Consider the following 21,176-nt stretch of genomic DNA (forward strand, 5'->3'; position numbering starts at 1 on the left):
GGCCCCGTCTCCCGTCCAACGATCAGCCGGCCGCCGGAGTGCCCGGCGCGGCCTGGTCACCGATCGCGGCCAGGTCGGCCCACAGGTGCGCCCAGGTGGTGCGGAACGCGGGGAGCAGGGGCAGGGACTCGGTCTCGGAGACGGGGACCCAGCGGACCTCGTTGCTCTCCGCGTTGCCGACACCGAAGGGCGGCAGGTCGGGGACGCGTGCCAGGAAGGTGTCGTACCGCCACACGGTGAGGTCGTGTTCGTAGCTGCCGACGACGGTGAAGTCGCCGAGGTCTCCCGAGACCTCTTCCCGGAATTCGCGGACCGCGGCTTCCAGCGGGGTCTCGTCGCGGTTCCGCGCCCCGCCGGGAATGCCCCACATTCCACCCATGTGTGTCCATTGCGCGCGGTTCTGGAGGAGGACATGGCCGGTACCGGTCACGTCGGTGGAGTAGAGCAGAAGCCCTGCGGCTCCGTAGACTCCCCAGCGTCGGCCTCCGTCTGGCAGGTGCACCCAGCCGTTGCCGTCTCCGTCCAGCATCGAGTCCTCCATCCGTGTCGCGCCGGCCTCGGGCCGGTCCGTTCTCCCCCCATGTTCCACCCCGGAGATGGCGCCTGCCAGAAGGGGACTTCCCCGGGGCGGCGGTGGTACACCGCCACACCTTCTGTGAACCCGTGGCCGGGGCGGCCTCTTCCCCGAGTGGGACGGGGGTGAAAGCGGACTGAAAGCGGGACGGAAGATCCTCTTCTTAGTGTGGAGCACGTTCGACGCGACCGGCTCCCGCGAGAGGACGGCTCGTTGCCGGTCCGGAGTTCGTTGGACACATGCCACCCGTGGCGCGTCGCAGGCGGAACCGCCGCGGGTGGCCCTCCACCCCCAGGGGGGCCGGTCCGTGGTACTTCGTAGGAACAGAAGGCGTAGGGCCGCGCTGCGGCTCTACACGAGTGCGGTGAGACGAGGAGTCCGAGTGCCGAAGATGCTGATGGTCGACGAGGAGTTCGACGCGATCATCTCGGGTGTCGAGCCCGCGGCGAAGATGCGGCCGATGGACGACCCCGACCCGAGGGAAGGCGTGCCGGCTCAGTCGGAACCGCGCGAGGGGGCCCCTGCCAAGGAGGAGCCCGCCAAGAGTGAGCCTGCCAAGGAGGAGCCCGAGGAAGGCGCATAAACCGGATCGAGCATCCGAAAAGTCACTCCGAGTGCCGGTGCAGAGGGGGGTACTCGGAGTCTTTTTCCTGCCCTTATCCATACAGGGAAGCCCTTGCCCTTGCTAGGGTTCCTGTGTGGAATTCGGTGTTCTTGGTCCCATCACCGCTTGGTCCGACGGACGACGGATTTCGGTCGGCGGACCTCGTCAGTGCTGCGTACTCGGGGCACTGTTGGTGCACTTCCGCCGAGAGGTCACCGTCGATCAGTTGATCTCCTACCTGTGGAGTGATGACCCCCCGCGGACCGCCAGATCCGTCATCCAGGTGCAGATCTCCCACCTCCGGCGGGCCTTTCCGGGGCACATTCGTACGACACCGGGCGGATACGCACTCGATGTGGACGCCGAGGCCGTCGATCTCCACCGTTTCCGCCTGCTGAGGGACGCCGCCTCGTCGGCGGAGCCCGAGAGGGCCGTCGAACTCCTGGAACAGGCACTGTCCTGCTGGCGCGGGGTCCCCTTCTCCGGGGTTGGATCGGACTTCCTCGACCAGACCGTGGTCGTCCCCCTGCGCGAGGAGCACTCGTCCGCCGTGATCTCGTGGGCGTCCAACGCCCTCGAAATGGGCCGCTGCGCCGATGTGGTCTCCCGACTGACCCCGCTCGTGAGCGAGGACCCGTTCCGGGAGAAGACGCACCACCTGCTCATCACCGCCCTGTGGCGTGACAACGAACGGGCCCGCGCCCTGGCGCTGTACGAGGAGTTCCGGGCCAGACTCGCCGAGGAACTGGGGGTGGACCCGGGGCCCGACCTGGTCTCGCTCCACGCCCGGATGCTGCGTGAGGACTCCGCGGCCGAGACGGGGCCGGACCAGGGCGACCGCTACCTGGTCCGCAGCGACCTCCCCAGGGACCTGCCCGACTTCACGGGGCGGCGGGAGGCCCTGCGACGTCTGCACGAGATCTCGGCCTCGGGCGAGGACCGCGCCAAGGTCTGCGTCATCACGGGGACCGGCGGCGAGGGCAAGACCACCACAGCGGTCCGCTTCGGCCACGAGTGCGCTCCGCGCTACCCCGACGGCCAGATCTTCATCGACCTGTACGGATACACGGCCAACAAGGAGCCCCTCGACCCGGCCGCCGCTCTGGGGGCGCTCCTGCGCGCCGTCGGAACGGCCCCCGAGTCCGTGCCCGACTCCCTGGACGAGCGCTCCGCCCTGTGGCGGACGACCCTCATGGGGCGCAGGGTCCTGCTCGTCCTGGACAACGCCATGGGCTACGCGCAGGTCAGCCCCCTGCTGCCGTCCTCCCCCGGTTCGATGGCGCTCATCACCACCCGCAACGAGCTCTCCGGCCTCAGCGGGGCCTCCTTCCTGTCACTGGGCATGTTCGACGAGGAGTCGTCCCTGGAACTCCTGGGCCGGGTGCTGGGGGAGGAGCGCGTCCGGGAGGAACCGGACCAGGCGCGGGAGATCATCCGCATCTGCGGCGGCCTCCCGCTCGCCCTGAGGGTGATCGCCGGACGCATGCTGAGCCGGCCGCAGTGGTCCTTCGCGCACGTCGCCAGGAGGCTCGGTGACCAGAGCCGCACGTTCCGCGAGCTGCGTGTGGAGGGGCAGAGCGTCGAGACGGCGATCGACCTGTCGTTCCGGAGCCTCAACGCCGACCAGCGGCGGACTTTCCTACTGCTGGGGCTCATGATCGGGGACACCGTCGACCTGGGCGGGGCGGCGACCCTGCTGGGCCTGTCCTTCGACGACGCCGACGACGCCCTCCAGGAACTCGTGGGGATGTGCCTGCTCGACGAACCGCAGGGCGACGTCTACCGCCTGCACGACCTCGTCAAGGAGTTCGCGCTCAGCCGCAGCGGCGCACTGGAGCCCGGTAGCGGAGAGGAAGCCAGGAAGAACCTGGCCGCGTACTACCTGTCGATGGCCGAGCACGCGGCCGAGCTCATGGGCAGCCGCTTTCGCGACCGCGAGACGACACACCGCACCGACCTGTCCGGCCGGGCCGACGCCGAGGAGTGGTTCTCCCGCCACCAGGAGAACCTCGCGGACACGATCGAGTACTTCGCCTCCTGTGACAGCGGTGACCACGCGTGGCGGATGGCGGACTCCGTATGGCGCTTCTACGCGCTCCACGGGCACATGGGGCTGCTGATCAGCTCCCAGGAGCGGGCACTCCAGGCCAGCGACGACCAGGGGAACCTGCGGGGCCGCGCCGTGACGCTCATCGGGCTGGGCATCGCCCACTACATCTCCGGCCGTTTCGACGAGGCGCTGGCCTTCCTCACCAAGGCCAGGGTGCTCCTGGAGTCGGTCGGGGACCGCCGGGGCATCATCCGGGCCCTGGCCAACCTCGGCATGGTCCATGAGCGGATCGGCCGGTTCGGCGAGTCCCTGGAGGCCTTCCAGGGGGTCCTGGACTACGCGGTGGAGATGGGCGACACCGAACTGGAGGCCCACCAGTGGGGGAACCTCGCCGTGCTCCGGCAGACGCTCGGGCAGTACCGGGAGGCCCTGCACTGCGCGGAACAGGTGATCGCCAAGACCGTGGGCCAGGACCAGGACGAGGCCAGGGCGCACGCCAAACGCGTCATGGGCGAGGCCGGGACCGGGCTCGGGGAGCTGGCAGACGCCTTCCGCCACCTGGAGGAGTCCCTGGCACTGTCCGCCCGCCTGGGTTTCGTGGGCAACCGGATCTACGTCCACAACTCCCTCGGCAACGCCCACCGGGCCGCCGGCTCCTGGGCCGAGGCCGTCGATGCCCATACGGCGGCACTGGAACTGGCGGAGGAGTCCGGCGACCGGAGCGGCGACGCGGAGATCCTCACCGACCTCGGCCTCACCTACGCCGCCGCGGGACGGCCGGGGGAGGCCACCGTCGTTCTGGAGCGGGCCCACGCCACGGCGCAGGAGCGGAGCGAGCGCTACGCCGAGGCCCGCGCCGCCCTCGCCCTGGGGCGGATCCCGGCACCGGCGGTGCCCGTCGACCGTGCCCGTGAACTCCTCAAAGCGGCGGAGCGGACCTTCGCCGAACTCGGCCTGGGCGAGGCCGACCAGGCCCGCGCGGCGCTGCTGAGCCTCGAATCCGTCGGCTGAGGGCGTTCAGGCGACGGCTCTCCGCCGTCGCGGCCGGGTCCAGCCGCCGTTCCTGCGCATCGACCGCAGGTAGAGCCTGCCCGGGAGCGTGCGCAGCGCGTTCGGCAGGTGCGGGTACAGGGCCCGTACCACCCGCATGAGCCGGTCGAACCACCGCTGGTGCCGCGCCGACCACGGGAGGCGGAACGCCTCGCGCAGGTCCGGGGACAGGAACCCGCCCGCGAGGAACCGCTGCGCGCGGGTCAGGGGCCACAGCAGCCGGTTGTGCGGCCGGAACAGTTGCCGGGAGATCTCCAGGGCCGGTCCGCCCACCTCCAGCCGTGCCACGGCCCGGTGCCAGTAGGCGTCGAACCCCTCCGGGGTGGCGGGCCAGTTCTGTGCGGGCAGGCCGAGGGCGGTGGCGTAGACGGAGGCCTCGTCCAGGAGGGCCGCCGCCTCGCCCGGTTCGAGGCGCCTGACCGTCAGTTCGTACATGCGCGTCCACGTGTGGAACAGCGTGGCGGCGACCCACAGCAGCAGTTCGGGGTCGAGGGCGTCGTACCCGGGGCCGCGCACCTTCCGGTGGATGGCGCGGACGATCGCCTGGACGCGGGCGCGCTCCTCGTCGGTGCCGAAGGAGGTCCCGTACACGTAGTAGAGCGTGCCGCGCAGCCGGTGCAGGGGCCGGGAGGCGAAGTCGCTGTGGTCGTACACCCCCTGGGCCACGCCCGGGTGGGCGATCTGGAGGAGGACCGCGTACGCCGAACCGAGGAAGAGGCTCGCCTCGGAGTGGACTCTGAGCATCGGCGAGGCGGGGTGGTCTACCCGGGGTCGGTGCGGCAACGGCCCTCCCTGTGCGCGGTCTGCCGTTCGCGGGGACGTGCTCGGATGGTGATCCTTCCCGCCCGCCGGGCGGGTGAACCGTTCCGGCGGCTCACGCTGTGGGGCGGCGCTCTGGCGATCGCCGGGCAGGCGGTGGCGGCGGTGGCCGGGTGACGCGGTGCCGGTCAGGGCCGGCGCCGGCCCAGTTCCTCGCTGATGTCACGGGCCGTGGCGGTGAGCCGCCCGGTCAGCGCCAGCAGGTCCTCCCGGTCCAGCACCATGCGGGGAGCGGAGACCGAGACCGCAGCCACCGGACGCCCGTCGGCCCCCAGGACCGGTGCCGCCACACAGTGCACGAACTCCTCGTGTTCCGCCTCGTCCAGCGCCCACCCCCGTTCGGCGGCCAGGGCCAGGTCCGCGTCGAGCGCGGCCCGGTCGGTCAGGGTGGCGGGCGTGCAGCGCGCGAACGGCGGCGGGCCGAGCAGGGCGTCGCGCCCGTCCTCGGGCAGGCGGGACAGGATCGCCTTGCCGATGGCTGTGGCGTGCACCGGGGCGAGCGCGCCCACCCGCGAGTACATGCGCACCGCGTGACGCGACTCCACCTTGTCCAGGTACACCACCCGGCCGTCCTCCAGCGCGCCCAGGTGGACGGTCTGCCCGGTGGCCTCCCCCAGGTCCCGCAGGTGCCGGGCGGCCAGGCCGCGCACGTCGAACCCCTCCAGCGCGGCCGCGGCCAGGGTGGCCATCCGCGGACCCAGCCGGTACCCGCCGTCGTCGGTGCGCAGGACGAACCGCTGCTCCTCCAGGGTCCGCAGCAGCCGCAGGGAGGTCGTGCGGTGCACGTCCAGGCGCCGCGCCAGTTCGCTGATCGTGGTGGGGCCGTCCGCGAGTTCCACGAGGATGCGCATGGCCCGTTCGACACTGGTGGACACCGTCAGTCCCTCCCTCGCGGGTCGCGGCCGGGTCGGTGCCCAGTCTCCCAGGCCGCCGCGTACCCCGGTTCGGGGGCGGGTGCGTCACCGGTGATCCCCAGGACCCTCCCAGCGGTCCGGGCGCCCTGGGCCAGGCAGTCGGGGACCGCCGCCCCCTCAAGCAGCCGCCCCAGGAACCCGGCGGCGAAGGCGTCGCCCGCGCCGACGGGGTCGACGACCGACACCCGGGGCGCGGGCTGGAACCAGGACCGGTCGTGCCGGACGGCCATGGCGCCCTCGGCCCCCTGCTTGAGGACGAGCAGGTCGGGGCCGTGCAGGAGGCCGGCCAACTCGCCCGGGCCGGAGGTGCCCCACAGCGACGCCGCCTCGTCCGTGCCGCAGAAGACGATGTCGCAGCGCCGTGCCAGGCCGAGCAGGGTGTCGGCGTTGTGGTCCCCGTGCAGCGCGGGGCGGTAGTTCACGTCGAAGCTGCGCAGGGTGCCGTCGGAGGGAGCGGACAGCAGGTCCCCGACCAGCGCGAGGCAGGTGTCGGACAGGGCCGCGGTGATGCCGGTGGTGTGCACGATGCGGGGCCGCAGCCGCCGGACCTCGGCCGCCGTCTCGGGACCGAGTGCGGAGGCGGCCGACCCCCGCCGCCAGTAGCGCGCCCGGACCCCGCCCGGGCCGGGCTCCTTCGTGTACAGCCCGGTGGGGCGTTCGGGGTCGGTGCGCGCGAGGCAGCGCACCCCGGAGGCGGTCAGCCGATCGCGGACCAGCCGCCCGAACGCGTCGTCGCCCACGGCGCCGAGCCAGGCGGCGCGGTGCCCGGCGCGGGCCAGGTGCACGGCCACGTTGGACTCGGCGCCGCCGATCTCGGCGCGCAGCAGGGGCGCGCCGTCCCGTGAGTCGCCGTCGGGGACGAGCAGGGCCATGGTCTCGCCCACACACACCGCGTCGAGCTGCTGCGCGTCCACTCCGGCCTCCCACATGCCCGGTCCACGCGGGAGCTTGACCCGCCCGACGGCCGAATGCTATTCCTGACGGTGGAAAATACGCAACAGTGTTGCTTATAGTGCAACAAAAGTGCGGGGGTGGTCGGTGTGTGGGACCTGGTGCTGCGCGGCGGCCGGGTCATCGACCCCGCCTCGGGGCTTGACGGGACCGCCGACGTCGCCGTGCGTGCGGGCCGCGTCGCCGCCGTCGCCCCCTGCCTGCCCGCCTCCCGGGCCGTCCGGACGGCCGACGCCTCCGGCCGCCTCGTCCTGCCGGGACTGGTCGACCTGCACACGCACCTGTGGCACGGCGCCACCTACTGGGGGCTGGACGCCGACGCCCTCGCCTGGCGGACCGGTGTGACCACCTGGGTCGACGCCGGGTCCGCCGGCGCCTACTCGATGGACGGGCTGCGCCGCTGGGTCGCCGACGCCACACCGCTGCGCGTCCACGCGCTGATCAACGTCTCCGGGCTCGGACTGGTCGGCCGTACCGGCGAGCACCACGTCCTGGAGAACCTCGACGTGGACGCCGCCGCGGCCGCGGCCGCCCGCCACGGCGACCTGGTCCGCGGCGTCAAGGCCCGCATCGACCGCCACACCGTCGGAGCGCACGGGCTGGAACCGCTGCGCCGCGCGGTGGAACTCGCCCGGCGGCTGGAACGGCCGCTCATGGTGCACATAGGCTATGGACCGCCCTCGATCGACGACATCGCGCCGCTGCTCACCGAAGGCGACATCCTCACCCACTGTGCCACCGGGGTCGCCGCCGGACTCGTTACCGAGGGCAGGCCCACCGACACCCTGTCCCGGCTCCGCGACACCGGGGTGGTCTTCGACCTCGGCCACGGCTCGGGCGCGTTCGACTTCGACGTACTGGAGGCCGAGCTCGCCGCCGGGATCACCCCCGTCGTCTCCACCGACCTGCACGTCCGTTCCGTGCACGGCCCCGCCTTCGACCTGCCGACGGTCATGGGCAAGGCCGTGGCCGCCGGGATGGACCTGGCCGAGGCGGTGCGCTCCGCCACGGTCCGGCCCGCCCGCGCGCTCGGCCTCGCGGGCGGCACACTAACGGTCGGGGCGGACGCCGACATCGCCGTCTTCGACGTCGAACACGGCGCCTTCCCCGTGGTGGACGTGCACGGCGGGATCCGTGAGGCGCCGCTGCGGCTGACCAACACCGCCACCTACGTCTCCGGCCGGGAACTGCCGCCACGCGCCGCACCGTCCCCGCCCGAGTGGGTGCCGCTCAGCGCGGCCCAGGAACGCGCCGAGGCCGAGCGCCGATCACGGGTCCGCCACTCCGTGCGGCACCTGGACCGCCCCGAGGACTTCGACGAACCCTTCCCGCGCCCCGCAGACGGGGAGCACACCGATGGAGGAGCGCGCCGATGACCGACCACGCCCCGGCCCCCGCCGGGCCCGCGTTGCCCGCCGACCGGCTGGCCGCCCTCGACGCCCTGCCGGTGGACGCTCGCTCCCTGCCCACCAGCCCCCTCAGCCCCGCCCAGGTCCGTGCGGCCGGTCTGACCCTGCACGACCTGTGGCTGCCCGCCGTCACCCTCGACCAGAGGGCGCTGGAGCACAACCTCTACCGCTTCGCGCGCTGGTGCGCCGCACGCGGCGTCGACCTGGCCCCGCACGCCAAGACCACCATGGCCCCGCGCCTGTGGTCGGCCCAGTTGGAGCGCGGAGCCTGGGGTCTCACCGCCGCCACCGTCGCCCAGGCCCGCACCATGCGCGCACACGGTGCCCCCCGAGTCCTCATCGCCAACGAGGTCGTCGAACGGAACCAGCTCGCCTGGATCGCCGACGCCCTCGCCGACCCCGCCTTCGAGGTCCTGTGCCTGGTGGATTCCGCGGAGGGGGCCGAAGCCATGGGGGCGGCCCTGGCCGGGGCGGCGCGCCCCCTGCGGGTGCTCGTGGAACTGGGACCCGAGGGCGGACGCGCGGGCGTGCGCGAGGCGGACGGCGCGCTGGCCCTGGCCCGGACGGTGGCGGCGATCCCGTCCCTCACCCTGGCCGGGGTGGAGGCCTTCGAGGGCGTGTTCCCCCAGCGCCGCGACGACGGCTCCCCCGCCCGGGTGCGTGCCTGGCTGGACCGCCTGCCCGAGTTCGTGCGCGGCGCCGACGCCGAGGGGCTGTTCTCGGAAGCCGACGAAATCATCGTCACCGCTGGCGGCAGCGCCTTCCCCGACCTGGCAGACCAGGCCTTGGCGGGGGAGCTCGACCTCTCACTGCCGGTCCGCCGGATCCTGCGCTCGGGCTGCTACGTCACCCACGACGACGTGTTCATGGAGCGCGTCTCACCACTGCGCTCGGCGGCCGACGACGATCCGCTGGTCCCCGCGCTCACCTGCTACGCGCGTGTGCTCTCCCGCCCCGAACCCGGACGGGCGATCCTGGGCGCGGGCAAGCGCGACGTGTCCTTCGACATCGACCTCCCCCTGCCGCGCGCCCTGCTCCGCGGCGGGGAGCGCGTCCCGCTGGAGGGCACGGCGCGCATCGCCAAGCTCAACGACCACCACGCGTTCTGCGACTTCGACGCCGACGACGAGCGCGCGCCACGGGTCGGTGACACCGTTGAACTGGGGCTGTCCCACCCGTGCACGGTGTTCGACAAGTGGCCGCTGATCCCCGTGCTCGACCCCGGACTGCGCGTCGTGGACGCCGTCCGCACCCTGTTCTGACCCCCCGAAGCCCGTCCACCGCAACGGAGAGAAGGAAGACCCGTGGCCCAGAGGAAGCTGACCGTCTCCACCCCCGACGCTGCCCCGCCCGGCGGCCCCTACTCGCAGGGCGTCGTCGCCGGGGACTTCGTCTACGTCGCCGGATGCACCCCGCACCTGACGGACGGCTCCCTCCTGGAGGGTACGTTCGAGGAGCAGACGCGCGCCACGTTCGCCAACCTCGCCGCCATCGCCCACGCGGCGGGGGCGACCCTGGCCGACGCCGTCCAGGCCCGCGTCTACCTGCGCGACCTGGACGACTTCCAGGAGATGAACGGGCTCTTCGCCGAGTTCTTCGGCGACGAGCCGCCGGTGCGCACCACCATCCAGGCGGACCTGCCGGGGTTCGCCGTCGAGATCGACGCGGTGCTCTACACCCCGAAGGGCTAGAGAGCCGCCGAGGGACGCGCGGCCTCGGCCCGGGAGAAGTGCAGTTCGGGGTCGGTGACGCTGTCCGCGCGCAGCAGTTTGACGTCGGAGTGGTAGGAGAACGAGGTCAGCCACGGCATGCGGTCGCCCTGGCGCGGCAGCGCGTCGATGGAGCGCTGGACGTACCCGGCGGAGAAGTCCAGGAGCGGCCGCGTAGCCATCTCCGGCCCCGACACCTCCGGGCGGCAGACATCGTATCCGCGGGCGTCCATGTGGCCGAGCAGGCGGCAGAAATGCTCGCACAGCAGCCCGACCTTCAGCGTCCACGACGAATTCGTGTATCCGATGGCGTAGGCGAAGTTCGGTACCCCGGAGAGCATCATGCCCTTGTAGGCGACCGTGTCGGGCAGGTGCACGGGCCGGCCGTCGACCGTGAGAGCGATCCCCCCGAACACCTTCAGGTTCAGGCCGGTGGCGGTGATGATGACGTCGGCCTCCAGCTCCCGGCCGGACTCCAGCAGCACCCCGTTCTCGGTGAAGGTGCTGATCCGGTCGGTGACCACCGAGGCCCGCTTCCGGTGGATGGCCCGGAACAGGTCGCCGTCGGGGACCGCGCACAGCCGCTGGTCCCACGGGTCGTACGGCGGGTTGAAGTGCTCGTCCACCGGGAAGCCCTCGGGCAGCAGCCGGGTGTTGACCCGGCGGATCAGCTTCCGCGCCGCCTGCGGGTACCTCTGGCAGAAGGCGTAGACGGCGCGCTGCTGGGCGATGCCCTTGCGCCGTGCCAGGGCGTAGCCCAGCTTCGGCCCGAACACCTTCTTCAGACGGCTGGAGAGCCGGTCCCGCTTGGGCACCGGCATGACGTAGGTGGGGGTGCGCTGGAGCATCGTGACGTGCGCGGCGGTCTCGGCCATCGCCGGCACCAGGGTGACGGCCGTGGCCCCGCTGCCGATCACCAGGACCCGCCTGCCCGCGTAGTCGAAGTCCTCCGGCCAGTGCTGAGGGTGCACGATCTCGCCGCGGAAGCGCTCCCTGCCCTCGAACCGCGGGGTGAAGCCCGCGTCGTAGTCGTAGTAGCCGCTGCCGCAGAAGATCCACCCGCAGGTCAGCCTGACCCGGTCGCCGGTGTCGGTGCGCTCGGCCTCGACGGTCCACCGCGCCCGCTCAGACGACCACGAGGCGCTCAGCACCCTGTGCCGGTAGCGGATGCGGGCGTCCACACCGTTCTCGTGTGCCGTCTCGCGCAGGTAGTCGAGGATCTTGGGCGCGTCGGCGATCGCGTCCTCGTCCCGCCACGGCTTGAACTCGTAGCCGAAGGTGTACAGGTCCGAGTCCGACCGGATGCCGGGGTAGCGGAACAGGTCCCACGTGCCGCCCAGGTCCTCCCGGGCCTCCAAGATCGTGAAGCTCTTCGACAGCGCGTGGGTCGCCAGATAGCGCGCGGCCCCGATCCCGGAGATCCCCGCCCCGATGACGACGACGTCCAGGTGCTCGGTCGGCGTGTGTGTGGTCATGTCCCTCTCCGCTCCGACGGGGGTGGCCGGGCTCCCAGGATCGGTGGTGTGGCCCCGATCACGCCACAGCACTTTGCTCTGGGATGATCAGACCATGGTGCAGAGCGCTGTGTCCGAGGAGCCGTGGCCGCGGGTGTCCCCCCGGGTGGCCGAACTCATGCGCAGGGGCGCGGAGAGCGTGCTGGCCCCGCGCCAGGAGTGGGTCGACCAGATCGTCGCCGCGTCCCTGCGCGGCGAGCGCATGCGGCCCATCACCGAGGACCCCGTGCTGGCCGAGGGGGTGCGCCGCACCAACCGCTCCAACCTCCTGCACTGGGCGGCGGCCAACGTGCGCGAACCGGGGTGCCGGGTGCCCGCCAACCTCGCGCCGGAGACCGTCGAGGCCGCCCGCGACCTGGTCCGCCGGGGACTGGACCAGAACGCCCTGGGGGGATACCGGACCGCACAGGGGGTGGTCTGGCGCAGGTGGACGGAGATCTGCTTCGGGCTGACCTCGGACCCGGATGAGCTGCGTGAGCTGCTGGACGTGTCCGCGCTGTCGATCTCCACCTTCATCGACGACACCGTCGCCGCGATCTCCGCGCGGATGGAGAGTGAGCGCGCCGAGCTCACCCGGGGCACGCACGCCGAGCGCCGGGAGACCGTCGCCCTGCTGCTGGAGGGGGCACCCATCGGCCGCGCCAGGGCCGAGGCCCGGCTCGGCTACCGGCTCACCGGTCCGCACACCGCCGCGATCGTCTGGGGCGGGTCGGCGACGGCTCCGGAGCGGCTGGGTGAGGTGGCCGAGGCCCTGGCGAACGCGACCGGTGCGGCGGGTCGGCTGACGGTGGTGGCCGGTGCGGCCTCGCTGTGGATGTGGCTGCCCGTCGCCACCGTGCCCGAGACGGGGCCGCTGGCCGAACGCCTCGCCGACCGGACCGGGGTCCGGGTGGCGCTTGGGCGGCCCGGACCCGGTGTCGACGGTTTCCGGCGCAGCCACCTCGACGCCGCCGCCACCCAGCGGATGCTGGCCCGCTCGCCCCGGCGGATCGCCCGGTACGAGGACGTCCAGCTCGCCGCACTGCTCACCGCCGACACCGCGCAGGCGGAGGAGTTCGTCGCCGACACCCTGGGGGACCTGGTCACGGCCGACCCGCAGGTTCGGGAGGCGGTGGAGGTCTACGTGCGCGAGCGGTGCAGCACCACGGCGGCGGCGCGGCGGCTCTACACCCACCGCAACACGGTGCTGCGGCGGCTGGCCAGGGCCGACGAGCTGCTGCCGCGCCCGCTCGCCGACAACGTGGTGGCGGTGGCCGCCGCCCTGGAGGTGCTCCGCTGGCGAGGGGAGGCGTGAGGGCCCCCGTCCCCTGCTGATGGCCGCAGTACCGTATGGGAACGGAGCCCGCGATGTTGTGTGTCACACATAGGATCTGCTTGCGGAAGTCGATCCGCCCATACATGCTCATATCCCCCATGCTCTGGAGACCGCCTTGAGCGCCCCGACCAGCCACGCAGGGACGAAGGCCCTACGCGCCACCGATACCGGTGCAGTGCCGTCCGAAGCCAAACTCGACCACAACCGCAGCGCGGCCAGTTTCGCCTACAAGTGCCGTGAGCTCCTCCAGAAACGGGACTTGGCTCCGGACGCCGAGTACTACCGGGCCACCACCAAGCTCGGGGCGTATCTCCTCCTGGACCGGATCGGCGTTGGGCACGCCCGTGTGCACACGGTCCTCGAAGGAATCGACAACCTGACCGAGGAACACCTTCGGCGCCCCGTGGTGCTCAAGCCGCTGGAGGGGTGCAGCGCCGCAGGTGTCATGGTCCTCGAACCGGACGGTAAGAGCTACTACGACCGGTTGACCGACAGGAGCCGCAGCCTGGATGAGATCAGGCTGCGGGCCGGAAAGGTCGCTCTTCGCCGTGAGATCTCCGACGTGTGGCTTCTCGAAGAGCCCTTCACCGCGGGAACCGGGGTGCCCGACGATCTCAAGTTCTACACGTTCCAGGGCGACATCGCCCTCATCCTCCAGCGGCGCGGACGCCCTCGCCCGGACAATCGGGGGGTGCGTGCCTCCTACCGGTGGTACGACGCGGAGTGGAACCCGGTGGAGACCGGCAAGCACACGGACAAGATCGATGACTCGCTGGAACCGCCGACGGACCGGAAGGCCTTGGAGGAGGCGGCCCGGCGCGTCTCGACGGCCTCCCCGTACGCCTTCACCCGGGTCGACCTGTTCGCGACCGACCAGGGACCGCAGGTCGGCGAGGTCAACGCCTGGGTGGGCGGTTACGACCACTTCAGTGAGGAGTGGGACCTGCGACTGGGGGCGGCCTGGGAGGCGGCCGAACTGCGTGTCCCCACCCGCCGGAGGCCGATCCCGGAGGCCGTCACGATGGGCGCGTATCCGCCGCCGTGGTGGCGCCGCTGAGGGGCCCCGCCATGGCGCGCGGCGACGGCCCGAGGTTCGCCTCAAGGCGAACCTCGGGTCCCGGGTTCTCCCTGGGGCGAACCTCGACGGCAGGGCGGACCATCTGCAGCGTGTGGGTGAACGACCATTCTGGCTTCCTACACGCAAAACGCCGGTCCCGTAGGACCGGCGTTCTGGCTGGTCGGGGTGGCGGGATTTGAACCCACGACCTCTTCGTCCCGAACGAAGCGCGCTGCCAAGCTGCGCTACACCCCGAAGCAACGCCCCCAAGTCTAACGGACATGGGGAGTGCTCGGGTACGCCTTTTTCTCGGCGTGGGGCCGGCCGGGCGCGGGCCGACCGGGGTCAGGAGGAGGCGACCAGGTCCAGCAGGGTCGCCTCCGGGCGGCAGCAGAACCGCACCGGCGCGGTCGGCGAGGTGCCCAGGCCGCCGGACACGTGCAGCCACGCGCTGTCGTACCGGTGCAGGCCCCACGCGCGGCGGCGGTCGATGCCGCAGTTGGTGACGAGGGTTCCGTAGAACGGCAGGCACAACTGACCGCCGTGGGTGTGGCCCGCCAGCAGCAGTTGGTAGCCGTCGGCGGCGAACCGGTCCAGGTTGGCGGGCTCCGGGGAGTGCAGCAGCCCGATCCGCAGGTCGGCGTCGGGGTCGGCGGGGCCGGCCACCTTGTCGTAGCGGTCCAGCCCGATGTGGGAGTCGTGCACCCCGGCCAGGGCGATGCCGGAACCGGCGGCCTTGAGTGAGCCCTTGCGGTTGTTCAGGTCCAGCCAGCCCGCCGAGGACATCCGCTCGCCCAGCTCACGCCAGGGCAGGTCCGGGACCCGGCGCTTCTTGTAGTCGGCGCGGCTCGTGCGCCACAGGTACCGGGCGGGGTTCTTCAGTTGCGGGGAGAACATGTCGTTGGAGCCGTACACGAACGCGCCGGGCCGGTCCAGGAGCGGGCCCAGGGCGTCGATGAACGGGTCGACGGCGTCCCGGTGCCCCAGGGAGTCGCCGGTGTTGACGACCAGGTCTGGTTCGTGCTCGGCCAGCCCACGGATCCACTCGATGAGCATCCTCCTGCCGGGCGTCAGGTGCGCGTCGGCCAGGTGCAGGACGCGTAGCCGGTCGGCGCCCGGCGGCAGCAGTGGAAGCTCGTACCGGCGCAACCGGAACCAGTTACGCTCGATCACCGACGCGTAGGCCACGCCCGCCACGCCGATCGCCGTTGTGGCGGCGGCCACGCGTCCGATTCCGCGTAGGATCCGCCTGCTGTCCGTACCCATCGGTTCCCTTCCGTCGGCCCGTTCCATGGTCCCAGAACCGCGGGGCGACGCGCGCAAACCGTTGGTGGCCCCGGGACGCTCCGCCGTAGGATCGGGCCATGTCCGAACTCAAAGACCGCCTCAAGAGCGACTTGACCACCGCCATGAAGGCGCGTGACCAGGTCCGCACCGCGACCCTGCGCATGGTGCTCGCCGCCATCTCCACCGAGGAGGCCGCCGGTTCCTCCCAGCGCTCCCTCGGTGACGACGAGATCGTCAAGCTGCTCACCCGCGAGGCCAAGAAGCGCCGTGAGGCCGCCGAGGCGTTCGACAAGGGCGGGCGTGAAGAGCAGGCCGCGGCCGAGCGCGCCGAGAGCGAGGTCATCTCCGACTACCTGCCCGAGCAACTCACCGACGACGAACTCGCCGCGCTGGTCTCCGACGCGGTCGAGGAGACCGGCGCGGAGGGACCGCGGGCGATGGGCCAGGTCATGAAGGTGGTCAACCCGCGTATCGCCGGACGGGCCGAGGGCAAGCGGGTGGCCGCCGAGGTCAAGCGCCAACTGTCCTGACACGCGCGGGGCGCGGGGGCGGCTGCCCGCCGCCTCCGCGCCCCGCCCGCCGTCCTACTCCCTGTCCTCCCGTGTCGTGCCGAGCCCGGCCGGCTGCACCGGGAACCACGTCTCGGGGTCGGAGTCCTCGGAGGCGACCCCGCCGCCGCTGCTCAGGAACACGTTCACCGTGGCGCCCTCGGGCAGCCGGGTGCCCGGGTCGGGGTTGACCGCGGCGACCGAGCCCTCCGGCTCGGGTGAGCGGATCGGGTTCCCGGACACGTTCACCCGGTAGCCGGCCGCCTCCAGGGCGCTGACCGCGGCGGCCTGTTCCATACCCACGACGTCGGGCACCCCGCCGGTGTCGGTGGCCTCGTTGGTCGTCGTGGGCTGCTGGGGCGGCCGTGTGGAGCCGAACTCCGCAGGAGGGCCGGGCAGTGGCTCGACGGGCAGGCCCTCGTGGGCGTTCTCCATGGTCTGCTGCCAGATGGGGCCGGGGATCGTCGCCCCGTACACCACCGGGAAGTAGCGGTCGCCGATCTCGATGTTGCGCAGCGGGTACTGTTGGGGTCCGCGCGGGTCGCCGACGAAGACCGCGCTGGCCATGTGCCTGGTGAATCCGGCGAACCAGGCCGCGGCCGAACCGTCGGTGGTGCCGGTCTTGGCGGCCGCGGGATGGCTGATGGGCACGTTGGTGGTGGTGCCGCCGTTGAAGGTCTGCGACAGGATGTAGGCCACCCCGTCGGCCACGCTCTGGTCCAGACGCCGCTCGCACTCGGGTGCGAACTCAAGCGTCGCGTCCGCCTGGTGGTCGACGATCTGGGTGATGGCCTGCGGCTCGCAGTACATTCCGCCGGAGGCGAAGGTGGCGTAGGCGTTGGACACCCGGAGCGGGGAGACCTCCTCACTGCCCAGCGTGAAGCTGTTGTTGGCCAGGGTGTTGGGGTTCTCCGTGAACCTGGTGCCGTCAGCGCGTTGCAGGCCGAGGGTCTCCGCCATCTGCATCACGTCGCACAGGCCGACCCGTGCCTGCAACTGCGCGAAATAGGTGTTGGAGGAGGCCTTGGCACCGCCGATCATGTTGAGCGTGCCCGCGTTGCTGTCGCCCGCGTTGCTCACGGGCCAGTTCTGGAGCCTGCCGCCGTTGCAGGAGCGCTGGCCGGTCACCGTCAGCGATCCCGGGGCGGAGAAGCTGGTGTTGAACGGCAGCCCCTCGTCGAGGGCGGCGGCCAGCGTGATGGCCTTGAAGGTCGACCCGGCCTGGAAGCCGGTGCTGCCGCCCTGGGAGGCGTCGGTGGTGAAGTTGATGGAGGTCTCGCCGAGGCGGCTCTCGTCGGGGCCGTAGTTGCGGCTCTGCATCATGCCGAGGATGTGGCCGGTCCCCGGTTCGATGACCACCTGTGCGGCGACCTTGCGGGCCTCGTTCTCCCGGGGCACCCACTCGTCGACGGCCTCCTGGCCGGCCTGCTGCGTCTGCGGGTCCAGGGTGGTGTGGATCTCCAGCCCGGCGGTGCGCAGCCAGCGGGCCCGCTCGGTCTCGCTCTCGCCGAACTGTGGATCGGCCTCGATCTCGCGGACGATGTAGTCGCAGAAGAACGGCTGGTCGCTGGGTACGCAGCCGTTGGGGGCCGTGTCCAGGTCGCTCCAGTCCGTCTCGACGGCCTTGGCCTCGTCGGCCTCGGCCCGGGTGATGGCACCGCTGGCGACCATGCGGTCGAGCACCACGTTGCGGCGGTCCTCGGTCTGCTCGGGGAAGAAGCGGGGGTTGTACAGGTAGGGGTAGCGGACCAGGCCCGCGATCGTGGCGGCCTCGTGCAGTTCCAGGTCGCTGGCGGGCTTGTGGAAGAAGTGCTGGGCGGCCGACTCGACCCCGTAGGCGCCGTCGCTGAAGTAGGCGATGTTCAGGTAGCCCTCAAGGATCTCGTCCTTGGTCATCCTCTGTTCCAGGGCCACGGCGTAGCGCAGCTCCCGGATCTTGCGGGCGATGGTCGTCTCACGGGCCTCCTCCAGCTCCTCCTGGGAGGTGGCGGCCTCGATGAGGACGTTCTTCACGTACTGCTGGGTGATGGAGGAGGCGCCCTCGGTGTCGCCCCCCAGGGTGCGGACGGCCGCGCGGAGGGTGCCGCTGAGGTCGATGCCGCCGTGTTCGTAGAAGCTGGCGTCCTCGATGGCGAGGATCGCGTCGACCATGACCGGCGAGACGTCGTCGAGGGCGACGAGTTCCCGGTTCTGGTCGAAGATCTCCGCGATGACGCCGCCCTCGGCGTCGTAGATCGTGGAGCGTTGGGGAGGAGGCGGTGTCTCCAGGTCACTCGGCATATCGAGGAATCCACTGGCGACGTCCCGCGCGGTGATTCCGATGCCGCCGAGTGCCGGCAGGACCAGCAGGGCGACCAGGAGACCCGCTAGGGAGCTGACGACGACGAGTTGGCTGATTCTTTGAAGCAATGTCCCCTGACCCACCCCACCAGACTAAGTGACCACGAGCATCTAAAAACAGTGCAATGTGGAACGGAGCGTGCGTAAGCGTGACGAATCGTCCACTGGGGGAGCGGACGGTTGCCCACAGATCATCTTTTCATGGTTATCGCACTCGAACACGATCACGGACGCGACCTTCACCGTCCGGAGACCTGGGCCGATGGCCCACCGGGCCCTCCGCCATGGTTCGAGCGGGCCATACCGGTGAGACGTCGAGGGGGTCGGTCGGGTTCTGGTGGCGGGGCGTTCGGATCCGTACGTTCGATGAACGGAAGGAGACCGGTTCTCTCAGCGGCCATCCCCCACGGCAGCGGGAGCATACCGCCTTCCGGACACGCTCATGTCACACGAATCCCCAGGCCCGGCGTACGTGTATTGGGAGTAGGCACATGCGGACCGAACAGTGGACCTCCAGAGCACGGTGCAGGGGTATCGACCCCGACGCGCTGTTCGTCCAGGGCGCGGCACAGAACCGCGCCAAGCTCATCTGCGGGGGCTGCCCGGTGCGTACGGAGTGCCTGTCCGACGCGCTAGACAACCGGGTCGAGTTCGGGGTGTGGGGCGGGATGACCGAACGCGAGCGCCGCGCGCTCCTGCGCAAGCACCCCGGGGTCCGGGACTGGGCGGCCGTGCTGGAGGAAGCCCGCCGCGGCGGCTACACCGACCTGGGCCGCTACGTGGGTGACCGCGGGGTCGCCGCCCTCTGAGGGTCAGGCCCGTACGGGGTCGGCCAGCGCGGCGCCGATGGAGCGCAGCCCGTCGAGGTCGTGCACGTCCTCCGCGAGCGCGGCCACCTCCGCCACGGGCAGCCCCGGATGCGCGGACAGCGCCTCCTGGCACAGCCGCCGCTCCCGTGCCCGCAGCCGCACCCGCTCCGCGTGCAGGCGCAGCGCGGCCGCGGCCAGGGTGTGGCCCTCGCCGCCGCCCAGAGCCTCCGCGGCCCGCTCGGCCTCCGCGGCCGACAGGCGCCCGCCGTCGGGAAGGGGATGGACACGGTTGACCACCAGCCCGGCCAGAGGCATCGAGTCGGCGGCCAGGCGGTCGGCGAAGTAGGACGCCTCCCGGAGCGCGTCGGTGTCCGGGGCGGCCACCACCACGAACGCCGCCCCCGGCTCCTGGAGCAGCCTGTAGGTCTGCTCCGCACGCTTCTGGAACCCGCCGAACACCGTGTCGAAGGCGGAGACGAACGACCTCAGGTCGTCGAGGAACCGGGCGCCGACCAGCTTGCCAACCACCGAGGCCACCAGGCCGAACCCCGAACCCAGCACCCGGAACGCGCCCTTGCCCGCCGGGGCACTCAGGAACGTGATCAGCTTGCCGTCGAGGAACCGGCCCAGCCTCTTGGGCGCGTCCAGGAAGTCCAGGGCCGACCGGCTGGGAGGGGTGTCCACCACGATCAGGTCCCAGTCGCCGGACCGGCGGAGCTGGCCCAGCTTCTCCATCGCCATGTACTCCTGTGTGCCGGAGAAGCCGGTGGAGAGCGTCTTGTAGAACGGGTTGTCCAGGATCTGCCGCGCCCGCTCGGGGTCGGCGTGCTCCTCGACGACCTCGTCGAAGGTGCGCTTCATGTCGAGCATCATCGCGTGCATGGTGCCCTGGGCGCCTTCGGCCAGCGGTACCGGGCGCGGTGTCCCGTCCAACGACTCAAGCCCCAGTGACTGGGCCAGACGCCGAGCGGGGTCCACGGTGATCACCACCGCGTGCCGACCGCGTTCCGCGGCGCGCAGCCCCAGGGCCGCGGAGGTCGTGGTCTTGCCGACACCGCCCGCCCCGCAGCACACCACGATCCGGGTACGAGGGTCGTCGATGATCGCGTCCACGTCCAGACGGGCCGGGCCCGCCCCTGCCTCAGCGCTCATCGCACCATCCCCTGGCTCTTCAGAGCGTCCGCCAGCCGCTCCAGGGCGGGCCGGTCCACCCCGCCCTCCACGTACGGCAGGTCCACCATCGGCCGGCCGACGGCGGCCAGGTCCTCCCGGGTCCGCCGCTCCAGACCCGTCCGGAGCGCGTGCGCGCGCACCTCACCGGACAGAGCCGCGGCGAGACCGGGCGCGTCGGCCAGCCCGGCCGCGGCCAGCCCGGGGACGAGCGCGGCCCCGTCGAAGCCCCCGTCCGCGGCGGCGGCCAGGTCCTCCTCTCCCAGCAGGGGCGGTCGCACCATGTTCACGAGTACCGATCCCGCGTGCAGCCCCAGCCCCTCGATCTCGGCGATCCCGTCCTTGCACTCCTGCACGGGCATCTCCTCCAACAGGGCCACGAAGTGCACCAGCGTCCGCTCCGAGCGGATGACGTCCATGACCTTGTCCGCGTGGCTCCGGACGGGACCCACCCGGGCCAGCCCGGCCACCTCGGAGTTGACGTTGAGGAAGGGGCCGATGCGGCCGGTGGGCGGGGCGTCCATGACCACCGCGTCGTAGTGGAACGGGGCGGAGGCGTCGCCCGTTCCCCGGCGGCCCCCCGCGCGACGGCGTGTCGCCTCGGTGGCCTTCCCGGTGAGCAGGACGTCGCGCAGGCCGGGGGCGATCGTGGTCGCGAAGTCGACGACGCCCATCCTGGTCAGGGTCCGTCCCGCGCGTCCCAGCCCGTAGAACATCGCCAGGTACTCCAGGAGCGCGGCCTCGGCGTCGGCCGCCAGGACGCACACGCGGCCGCCTCTGGGGAGGACGATGAGCTCGCGCTCCTCGGGGGGCAGGGGAGGCCGGTCCAGGAGGCCGGCGATCCCCTGCCGCCCCTCGACCTCCACGAGGAGCACCCGGCCCCCCTCCGCGGCCAGGGCCAGGGCGAGCGCCGTCGCCGCCGTGGTCTTGCCCGTCCCGCCCTTGCCCGTGACGATGTGCAATCGTGCGCGGGTCCCCCGTCCGAACTCAGCCTCGCTCACGCCACGGAGTCTACGTGCGTGCGCGCGTGCCGGTCGGGGACACGGGCCGCGCCGG

General features: G+C 71.9%; 18 protein-coding genes and 1 tRNA gene. 9 read left to right on the forward strand and 10 right to left on the reverse strand.

The genetic code is table 11. The annotated features are described in order from the left end of the window. Positions 1–22 precede the first annotated feature (22 nt). Positions 23–529 carry an NUDIX hydrolase gene (locus tag ACFHWE_RS17335; protein ID WP_416602692.1) on the reverse strand — a complete coding sequence of 169 codons (507 nt, stop codon included), beginning with the start codon at positions 527–529 and terminating at the stop codon, positions 23–25. 427 nt (positions 530–956) lie between these two features. Here ACFHWE_RS17335 and ACFHWE_RS17340 point away from each other — a divergent pair, with 427 nt between their 5' ends. Next, complete coding sequence (locus tag ACFHWE_RS17340) at positions 957–1,157, forward strand: hypothetical protein (RefSeq protein WP_416602693.1); 201 nt, start codon at positions 957–959, stop codon at positions 1,155–1,157. A gap of 166 nt (positions 1,158–1,323) precedes the next feature. Then, positions 1,324–4,239 carry an AfsR/SARP family transcriptional regulator gene (locus ACFHWE_RS17345; protein WP_416602717.1) on the forward strand — a complete coding sequence of 972 codons (2,916 nt, stop codon included), beginning with the start codon at positions 1,324–1,326 and terminating at the stop codon, positions 4,237–4,239. A 6-nt stretch (positions 4,240–4,245) separates the two neighbouring features. Here ACFHWE_RS17345 and ACFHWE_RS17350 read toward each other — a convergent pair whose 3' ends face one another. From ACFHWE_RS17350 to ACFHWE_RS17360, 3 genes are all read right to left on the reverse strand, one after another. Then, a complete protein-coding gene (locus ACFHWE_RS17350) occupies positions 4,246–5,022 on the reverse strand; it encodes an oxygenase MpaB family protein (protein ID WP_416602718.1) in 777 nt (258 codons plus the stop codon). A gap of 203 nt (positions 5,023–5,225) precedes the next feature. Next, positions 5,226–5,972, reverse strand: coding sequence for an IclR family transcriptional regulator (locus ACFHWE_RS17355; RefSeq protein ID WP_416602694.1), 747 nt, complete (start codon positions 5,970–5,972; stop codon positions 5,226–5,228). 2 nt (positions 5,973–5,974) lie between these two features. After that, positions 5,975–6,940, reverse strand: a complete 966-nt coding sequence (locus ACFHWE_RS17360; protein ID WP_416602695.1) for a sugar kinase — start codon at positions 6,938–6,940, stop codon at positions 5,975–5,977. 111 nt (positions 6,941–7,051) lie between these two features. Here ACFHWE_RS17360 and ACFHWE_RS17365 point away from each other — a divergent pair, with 111 nt between their 5' ends. Genes ACFHWE_RS17365 through ACFHWE_RS17375 form a run of 3 tightly spaced genes read left to right on the forward strand, consistent with a single transcriptional unit; the run spans position 7,052 to position 10,062 of the window. Then, positions 7,052–8,338, forward strand: coding sequence for an amidohydrolase family protein (locus ACFHWE_RS17365; RefSeq protein WP_416602719.1), 1,287 nt, complete (start codon positions 7,052–7,054; stop codon positions 8,336–8,338). Further along, on the forward strand, positions 8,335–9,633 hold the full coding sequence (locus ACFHWE_RS17370; RefSeq protein WP_416602696.1) for an alanine racemase: 1,299 nt from the start codon (positions 8,335–8,337) through the stop codon (positions 9,631–9,633). The genes ACFHWE_RS17365 and ACFHWE_RS17370 overlap by 4 nt, the downstream gene beginning before the upstream one ends. A 42-nt stretch (positions 9,634–9,675) precedes the next feature. Then, a complete protein-coding gene (locus ACFHWE_RS17375; RefSeq protein WP_416602697.1) occupies positions 9,676–10,062 on the forward strand; it encodes a RidA family protein in 387 nt (128 codons plus the stop codon). On the opposite strand, the gene ACFHWE_RS17380 is transcribed toward ACFHWE_RS17375, so the two are convergent. Further along, positions 10,059–11,555 carry a flavin-containing monooxygenase gene (locus ACFHWE_RS17380; RefSeq protein ID WP_416602698.1) on the reverse strand — a complete coding sequence of 499 codons (1,497 nt, stop codon included), beginning with the start codon at positions 11,553–11,555 and terminating at the stop codon, positions 10,059–10,061. The genes ACFHWE_RS17375 and ACFHWE_RS17380 overlap by 4 nt on opposite strands. A gap of 94 nt (positions 11,556–11,649) precedes the next feature. On the opposite strand from ACFHWE_RS17380, the gene ACFHWE_RS17385 reads away from it, so the two are divergent. Both ACFHWE_RS17385 and ACFHWE_RS17390 read left to right on the forward strand, forming a co-directional pair. After that, positions 11,650–12,888, forward strand: a complete 1,239-nt coding sequence (locus ACFHWE_RS17385) for a PucR family transcriptional regulator (RefSeq protein WP_416602699.1) — start codon at positions 11,650–11,652, stop codon at positions 12,886–12,888. A 136-nt stretch (positions 12,889–13,024) separates the two neighbouring features. Beyond that, positions 13,025–13,966 carry an ATP-grasp fold amidoligase family protein gene (locus ACFHWE_RS17390; protein ID WP_416602700.1) on the forward strand — a complete coding sequence of 314 codons (942 nt, stop codon included), beginning with the start codon at positions 13,025–13,027 and terminating at the stop codon, positions 13,964–13,966. A 178-nt stretch (positions 13,967–14,144) separates the two neighbouring features. Here ACFHWE_RS17390 and ACFHWE_RS17395 read toward each other — a convergent pair. Both ACFHWE_RS17395 and ACFHWE_RS17400 read right to left on the reverse strand, forming a co-directional pair. Then, positions 14,145–14,221: transfer RNA gene (locus tag ACFHWE_RS17395), tRNA-Pro, on the reverse strand. Positions 14,222–14,311: 90 nt separating this feature from the next. Further along, positions 14,312–15,232 carry a metallophosphoesterase gene (locus tag ACFHWE_RS17400; protein WP_416602701.1) on the reverse strand — a complete coding sequence of 307 codons (921 nt, stop codon included), beginning with the start codon at positions 15,230–15,232 and terminating at the stop codon, positions 14,312–14,314. A gap of 98 nt (positions 15,233–15,330) precedes the next feature. Between ACFHWE_RS17400 and ACFHWE_RS17405 the strand changes: the two genes are divergently transcribed. After that, positions 15,331–15,783, forward strand: coding sequence for a GatB/YqeY domain-containing protein (locus ACFHWE_RS17405; RefSeq protein WP_416602702.1), 453 nt, complete (start codon positions 15,331–15,333; stop codon positions 15,781–15,783). Between the two features lie 54 nt (positions 15,784–15,837). Here ACFHWE_RS17405 and ACFHWE_RS17410 read toward each other — a convergent pair whose 3' ends face one another. Continuing rightward, on the reverse strand, positions 15,838–18,210 hold the full coding sequence (locus ACFHWE_RS17410; protein WP_416602704.1) for a transglycosylase domain-containing protein: 2,373 nt from the start codon (positions 18,208–18,210) through the stop codon (positions 15,838–15,840). Positions 18,211–18,632: 422 nt separating this feature from the next. Here ACFHWE_RS17410 and ACFHWE_RS17415 point away from each other — a divergent pair, with 422 nt between their 5' ends. After that, positions 18,633–18,950: a WhiB family transcriptional regulator gene (locus ACFHWE_RS17415; RefSeq protein WP_416602705.1), complete on the forward strand. Its 318-nt coding sequence runs from the start codon at positions 18,633–18,635 to the stop codon at positions 18,948–18,950. 3 nt (positions 18,951–18,953) lie between these two features. Here ACFHWE_RS17415 and ACFHWE_RS17420 read toward each other — a convergent pair whose 3' ends face one another. Next, a complete protein-coding gene (locus tag ACFHWE_RS17420) occupies positions 18,954–20,102 on the reverse strand; it encodes an ArsA family ATPase (RefSeq protein WP_416602706.1) in 1,149 nt (382 codons plus the stop codon). Further along, positions 20,099–21,121, reverse strand: a complete 1,023-nt coding sequence (locus ACFHWE_RS17425) for an ArsA-related P-loop ATPase (RefSeq protein WP_416602707.1) — start codon at positions 21,119–21,121, stop codon at positions 20,099–20,101. The genes ACFHWE_RS17420 and ACFHWE_RS17425 overlap by 4 nt, the downstream gene beginning before the upstream one ends. Positions 21,122–21,176 lie beyond the last annotated feature (55 nt).

Origin of the sequence: Nocardiopsis sp. LOL_012 (assembly GCF_048060475.1) — a bacterium.
In the GTDB taxonomy this organism is placed as follows: domain Bacteria; phylum Actinomycetota; class Actinomycetes; order Streptosporangiales; family Streptosporangiaceae; genus Nocardiopsis.

Coding starts and splice junctions, on each gene's coding strand:
- ACFHWE_RS17405 (WP_416602702.1), top strand. CDS start 15,331: ATGTCCGAACTCAAAGACCGCCTCAAGAGCGACTTGACCACCGCCATG.
- ACFHWE_RS17370 (WP_416602696.1), top strand. CDS start 8,335: ATGACCGACCACGCCCCGGCCCCCGCCGGGCCCGCGTTGCCCGCCGAC.
- ACFHWE_RS17380 (WP_416602698.1), bottom strand. CDS start 11,555: ATGACCACACACACGCCGACCGAGCACCTGGACGTCGTCGTCATCGGG.
- ACFHWE_RS17350 (WP_416602718.1), bottom strand. CDS start 5,022: ATGCTCAGAGTCCACTCCGAGGCGAGCCTCTTCCTCGGTTCGGCGTAC.
- ACFHWE_RS17400 (WP_416602701.1), bottom strand. CDS start 15,232: ATGGGTACGGACAGCAGGCGGATCCTACGCGGAATCGGACGCGTGGCC.
- ACFHWE_RS17360 (WP_416602695.1), bottom strand. CDS start 6,940: ATGTGGGAGGCCGGAGTGGACGCGCAGCAGCTCGACGCGGTGTGTGTG.
- ACFHWE_RS17335 (WP_416602692.1), bottom strand. CDS start 529: ATGCTGGACGGAGACGGCAACGGCTGGGTGCACCTGCCAGACGGAGGC.
- ACFHWE_RS17415 (WP_416602705.1), top strand. CDS start 18,633: ATGCGGACCGAACAGTGGACCTCCAGAGCACGGTGCAGGGGTATCGAC.
- ACFHWE_RS17420 (WP_416602706.1), bottom strand. CDS start 20,102: ATGAGCGCTGAGGCAGGGGCGGGCCCGGCCCGTCTGGACGTGGACGCG.
- ACFHWE_RS17385 (WP_416602699.1), top strand. CDS start 11,650: ATGGTGCAGAGCGCTGTGTCCGAGGAGCCGTGGCCGCGGGTGTCCCCC.